Raw genomic sequence first — 5,617 nt, 5'->3', positions numbered from 1 at the left:
AATCCTGTCGGGGCTGCGAGCGATTGGCAAATCCAACAAGAATGAGAATCGTGCGGGGATTGGGGTTCGTCTGCGAATTCGCTTGAATCTGCAGACGCGTCTTTTCGAGACGCGAGTGGAGTCGCGGTTTGGCACGCATTCGACTCGCAGCAGTGAACGTGTGCGTATATTGCGAGGGAACCGAGCAGGTGGACCGTGTTTTCAAGCGGGCCGTGTTCGCAACCGCAATTCCCGTGCTCAAGCGAATCGTTCGGGCGGATTCCATGATCGCAGCTGTCACGACAGTAAGCATCATGGTTGCACGCATCATGGTTGCACGTGGCAACATGCAGCCAAGCCGGCGCATGGCCAAACAACAGCGTGACGCTGAGCAAGATAGTCGTGAATGGACGGTTCGATCGAACCACTGTTCGCCCAAACAAGAGATGACGGGATTGAATACCTAGGTCCGACCAAAGACTTCGGGGAATATACGCAAACGTTGTGCATATGGGTCAGCCCCTTTTTCGGAATATTCTCCACTTTGGTGAAATTGAATGAGCAGTACGATGCTCGACGCGAGGAGCGTGCTCGAGAGGTTGTTTTTTGAGTGGCTCAGGTGAGGTGTTGCGCCTCCGCTCTGTTCAGCCTAGTGGCCTGTCACGACTGGATTTCAGGTTAGTGGTCGAGGCGACGAGTCCTGACCCGGCGTCAAATCCAAGGAGTCGTCGTCTCGTCCGCTACGATCAATGCTCACTTTTAGATTCGACAGATCACTAGAACCAGATTTCGCTCAGTTCACCGGATTCGAGTTCGTTGGCGTAGCTCAAGTAGTAGTTCCGGTTGGGGGCGTTGTACTCCTGAGCCGCCAGACCTCGCAGTGCAGCGATTTTGACTTTGCGAGCCAAGTGGCGATCGCCGTCATCGAGCCATTTCACGTGGTCGGACAATTCCAACGCCCACTGGTAGTCTTCTTTGTCCAAAGCAGCTTGCATTTGCTGAGTCAGTTGTTGGGTGCCACCCGCCAGTTCGGCGATCTTCTGCGCTTTGATTTTTGGTTCGAGTGGACTCAGTGTCGTTGGATTTCCGTCGAACCAACCGAGCAGTCCCGAGTAGATCTCTCGCGCGGCATGAGGGACCGAACCATAAAACTCGATTAGGTAAGGTTTGTCTTTCAAGTCGTCCGGCAACTCGACTTCATGAGCGATCTGGTCGGGGCTCTTTCCCGCGTTGATTCCGCGAACGGTTTGGTCGTATACGCTGCGAATGGCTCGGCTGTAATCCATGAGTGCGGTCACTGCGGTGTGGCCATCTGGTGAGCAAACCGAGGGCCCGCATCCTTGTGGTCGTCATGGGACAATCATGCGAGCGAGTGCGACTTCAAGGAATCGAAATACGATTCCCAGCTCTGGTGCTCGCGACCGGCTGCCTGAACAAAGTGGCTTTCGTTGTCCACAGCACCGGTGCGAATGCCTTCGTAGATGCCAGCGATGATGTTGCCCAGGAATTCACCAAGTTCTTGCGTGCGGTCGTCGCGATATTCTTCGACGGACATCGAACGAAAGGTGAGTTGGGTTCCAAACGCGTCGTTCAAGTAGTCCGTCAATTGCAGTTGAGTGATCGCTTCGCCGTGCAGGTTGTAGGTGTGCCCGTTGTGTTTTGATTCCGTCAACATTTTCGCATAGGCGAACGCGAGTTCAGGACGTGTTGTGTACCCGCATTTCCCATCCCCGGCGCAGTTCGCGATCTCGCCTCGTTGTTTGTAGTTGTCGATGTATTCCACATCGGGTTCGATGTAGATGCCATTGCGACCGATCACCCAATCCAGACCACTTTCACGGATGTCCGTTTCGGTTTGCCGGTTGCTTTGCACCACGGGTGAGAAGGCAGTGCCGACCTCCGCGCCTTGGATACTGGTGTAAACGATCTTGCGGACGCCCGCCTGCTTGGCCGCTTCGATGACGTTGCGATGTTGTTCGATGCGTTTCTCGGGCGCATCCATTCCGGACACCAGCAAGACGTGGTCGATGCCTTCGAGCGAGCTTGCAAGGTCGGATCGCGAGTTGTAATCGCCCGGTCGGATTTCAATCCCAAGCGAGCTCGCTTTGCTAGGAGTCCGAGCCAGTCCGATGACGTTTTCCTGGCCCACGATTGGAATCGCTGCGTTGACAACTGCGCCACCCAGGTGGCCGCTGGCGGATGTGATTGCGACTTTCATGATCGAATTCCTCGTCGGTGGGGGATGGTGAATTGAATCGCCGTGCGACTGGGGAAACTTGTCCCATGCCGCAGGTGAGTGTAGAATGCACATAAAGGCGGTGCAACCGCCGCCAAATGGTGGCGTTTCGCTGCTTTTCTGTGCTTTTCGTTGCGACTACCCATGAGAGCATTCATGTCAAAACCTGAGCGACCCGGCTTTTTGATCAGTCGACTCGCCTATCTCTTCCGCGCGCGAATCGAATCGGTATTGGCGGAAAATGGTTCCACGCTGTCCCCGGAAGAATCCGCCTTGCTGATGGTTTTGGTGGAGTCAGAGCAACCGCTGCGCCGCGGAGAATTCGCGGAGATCATGTTGCGTGACAAGACCACCATCACGCGACAACTCGATGGGCTGGAGGCGAAGGGGCTGGTGCGAAGAAAACCGGACCCGTCCGACGCTCGCGCGGTTCTGATATCAGCGAGTCCGAAGGGAACTCGCCAGATCAAGACACTGCTGCCGCACTTCCGTACGCTCCGCGAAAGCCTTCAGGACGGGCTGACGGCGGAAGAGTGGGCGACTGGGATGAAGGTCATGCGTCAGATGAAAGAGAATCTGATCGCGACCGAATCGAAACGCCTGTACGAATCCGGGTGAACCCGGATTTGCGATTTCATTCTGACTGCGATTCGCGTGGGTCAAGCGATCGTGGGGACGATGCCGCCGTCGCTTCGCAGAGCAGCGCCGTTGATCGCTGAGGACAGTGGGCTGGCGACGAACGCGACCAAGTTCGCAATCTCTTCAGGTTCGATCAGACGTTGGATCAACGAAGTTGGTCGGTTTTCTTGCATGAACCGTTTTTCAGCGGTTTCGAATGGTTGCTCGGGGAACAGGTTGCCGACAAACTCGCGGACGCCAGGCGTTGCAGTGGAGCCTGGCAACACCGAGTTGACTGTCACCTGAGTGCCTTGAGTCAACTGGGCCAGGCTTCGCGAAAGTGCGAGTTGAGCCGTCTTGGTCATCGCGTAGTGAGGCATTTCTGGCGATGGAACCAGTCCGGACTCGCTGCTGATGAACACGATCCGACCCGAGTTTTGGTCCAGCATTTGTTTGAGGTAGTGACGGGCGAGTCGCACACCGCTCATCACGTTGATCTCAAAGATCTCGTTCCATTGATCGTCTGTCAGATCAAAGAAATCAACCGCTTCAAAGATCCCGAGGTTGTTGATCAGGATGTCGACCTGCGGATGCTCTTCAATCGTCTTGGCGATCCCATCGGTGGTGCCGTTGTCGGCGACCAAGCTCACGAGTTTTGCGTCCGGTAACTCTTGGCGAATCTCACCAATCGCTTCTTCAACGCTCGCTTCGCTACGAGCGTTGATGATGGTGGTCGCGCCGTCTGCCGCGATGCGTTTCGCGATTGCCATGCCGATGCCACCCGACGATGCGGTGACCAATGCTGTTTTGTCGTTGAGTCGTAAGTCCATGAGTCTGCTTCTTCCCGTTCAATTGCTTCAATGAGGTGACTCAAGTCACCGTTCAATGTTGGATGTTCGTTCAGCATTGAAATCCGCAGTCTGTTTGCCATCCCGCTCGCACAGACAACAACCTGTGCATCACAATCCGCCACCTAGCGAAACGGTAGCCGGATTCGCCAAGAATTCGGACGCTCACCGCTTCGCACGTCTCGGGATCGGCGTGCTTCGAAGAAAAGTTTTGAGATTTCTCTACAATCCTTGATGGAAATGACAGCCGGAAGACGCACTGATGTTCATCACAAATTTCCAGCCCAAGCGATGGGCTGACATCTATGGATTACGTAGGGCCGCATGAAAACGGAAGAGTCGATCTTTATCGCTGCCATCGAGCGGCCTGAAGAAGAACGAATCGCGTTCATTCAACAGGAATGCGGTGAAAATGAGGCCTTGCGCCAGCGAGTGGAAGCTCTGGTGGCTGCGCATGAGAATGAAGACGGCTTCCTCGATTTCGATCCGGCTGAGACCACCGACGCGTCTTGGAAGGTTGACGCAGGGCAAGACATCGGCCCCTATCGCCTGCTACAGAAATTGGGGGAAGGCGGGTTCGGCGTGGTCTTCATGGCCGAACAACGACACCCGATTCGACGCAAAGTCGCTCTGAAAGTCATCAAGCCGGGGATGGATTCTAGGGTCGTCGTGGCACGCTTCGAAGCCGAACGGCAAGCCCTCGCGATGATGGATCATCCCAACATCGCTCGTGTGTTTGATGGCGGAGCAATTGCGTCGGGTGATCGGCCTTACTTTGTGATGGAGTTGGTCAAAGGCGTTCCGATCACAGAGTTCTGCGATGCAAATTCATTGTCCACGGCGGAACGGTTGCGGTTGTTCATTTCAGTTTGCAACGCTGTTCATCACGCTCACCAAAAAGGCATCATTCACCGCGATCTCAAACCGTCCAACGTGATGGTCACGCTGCACGACGGCCAACCCGTGGTCAAGGTGATCGACTTCGGTGTCGCCAAAGCACTGCATCAGCGACTGACAGAAAAAACGTTGTTCACGCAGTACGGGATGATGGTCGGGACGCCTCAATACATGAGCCCCGAGCAAGCGGAGATTAGCGGTCTGGACGTTGACACTCGCAGCGACGTGTACGCGCTCGCTGTGTTGCTGTACGAGTGGATGACGGGAACGACTCCGTTGCAGGCCGAGTCCCTGCGCGAAGCCGGGTACCAAGAACTGCAGCGAATGATTCGCGAGGAAGAGGCGGTGAAACCAAGCCAGCGTCTCAGCTCGTCGGGGCAAAAGCTGACCGTGCTGGCGAAGCACCGAAGCATCAGCCCGGATCGCTTGCCCCGAGAAATTCGCGGCGATTTGGACTGGATCGTGATGAAAGGTTTGGAAAAGGACCGCCGCCGACGATACGACTCCGCCAACGATTTTGCGACCGATATTCAACGTGCACTCGATCAAGAACCCGTCAACGCGGGACCGCCGTCGTTGGCTTATCGCTCGAAAAAGTTTTTGGTCCGCAACCGAAGTCGGGTCGCCATTGCAGCGGCGGTAGCCACCGTTCTCGCAGTCTCTGCGTTCGCATTTGGTGCGTATCAATACCAAACGCTGGCGGTGCAGCGACAGGATGAAGCGCGATTGATCAATGCGGTGGATGAAGCGACCTCAGCAATGGTTGAGGTTGTCGACGCGTCTCCCGTCGATGAACGCTGGGCGAGCACCGATTTTCTGGTTTCTCGGGTACGCGATTTGGTCAGCGACTCGAAAGCAGGAATACCGACGGTGGATCGGGCGAAGTCGTTTCTCGATCGCTATGAAGCCGCTCGTCGAGACCGAATGTTCGCTCTCGCGATGGAAGACGTGTTGATCGAACGGGGCACGAATCGTGATCTCCAAAGCTGGGAATTGATGGAGCAAGAACTGCGTCGGATCCTACGAGCACGCGGGTACG

Annotated in this window: 4 protein-coding genes and 1 pseudogene; 2 read left to right on the top strand and 3 right to left on the bottom strand. The window is 55.6% G+C overall.

Annotation, left to right across the window (positions count from 1 at the left end):
- Nucleotides 1–755: 755 nt before the first annotated feature.
- Nucleotides 756–1,310 (bottom strand): annotated as a pseudogene (locus ACF8AM_RS21995) (alkyl sulfatase dimerization domain-containing protein); the annotation flags it as partial.
- Nucleotides 1,311–1,339: 29 nt separating this feature from the next.
- Nucleotides 1,340–2,200: an SDR family oxidoreductase gene (locus tag ACF8AM_RS21990; RefSeq protein WP_392557715.1), complete on the bottom strand. Its 861-nt coding sequence runs from the start codon at nt 2,198–2,200 to the stop codon at nt 1,340–1,342.
- Nucleotides 2,201–2,371: 171 nt separating this feature from the next.
- Here ACF8AM_RS21990 and ACF8AM_RS21985 point away from each other — a divergent pair, with 171 nt between their 5' ends.
- Nucleotides 2,372–2,833 carry a MarR family winged helix-turn-helix transcriptional regulator gene (locus tag ACF8AM_RS21985; RefSeq protein WP_392557714.1) on the top strand — a complete coding sequence of 154 codons (462 nt, stop codon included), beginning with the start codon at nt 2,372–2,374 and terminating at the stop codon, nt 2,831–2,833.
- A gap of 41 nt (nt 2,834–2,874) precedes the next feature.
- Here the strand turns inward: ACF8AM_RS21985 and ACF8AM_RS21980 are convergent, their stop codons facing one another.
- Nucleotides 2,875–3,663 carry an SDR family NAD(P)-dependent oxidoreductase gene (locus tag ACF8AM_RS21980; RefSeq protein WP_392557713.1) on the bottom strand — a complete coding sequence of 263 codons (789 nt, stop codon included), beginning with the start codon at nt 3,661–3,663 and terminating at the stop codon, nt 2,875–2,877.
- Nucleotides 3,664–4,005: 342 nt separating this feature from the next.
- On the opposite strand from ACF8AM_RS21980, the gene ACF8AM_RS21975 reads away from it, so the two are divergent.
- The coding region (locus ACF8AM_RS21975; protein ID WP_392557712.1) for a serine/threonine protein kinase at nt 4,006–5,617 on the top strand (1,612 nt) is incomplete at its 3' end.

Origin of the sequence: Rhodopirellula sp. JB055 (assembly GCF_043100905.1) — a bacterium.
In the GTDB taxonomy this organism is placed as follows: domain Bacteria; phylum Planctomycetota; class Planctomycetia; order Pirellulales; family Pirellulaceae; genus Rhodopirellula.
This window is presented reverse-complemented; position numbering and strand designations above follow the sequence as displayed.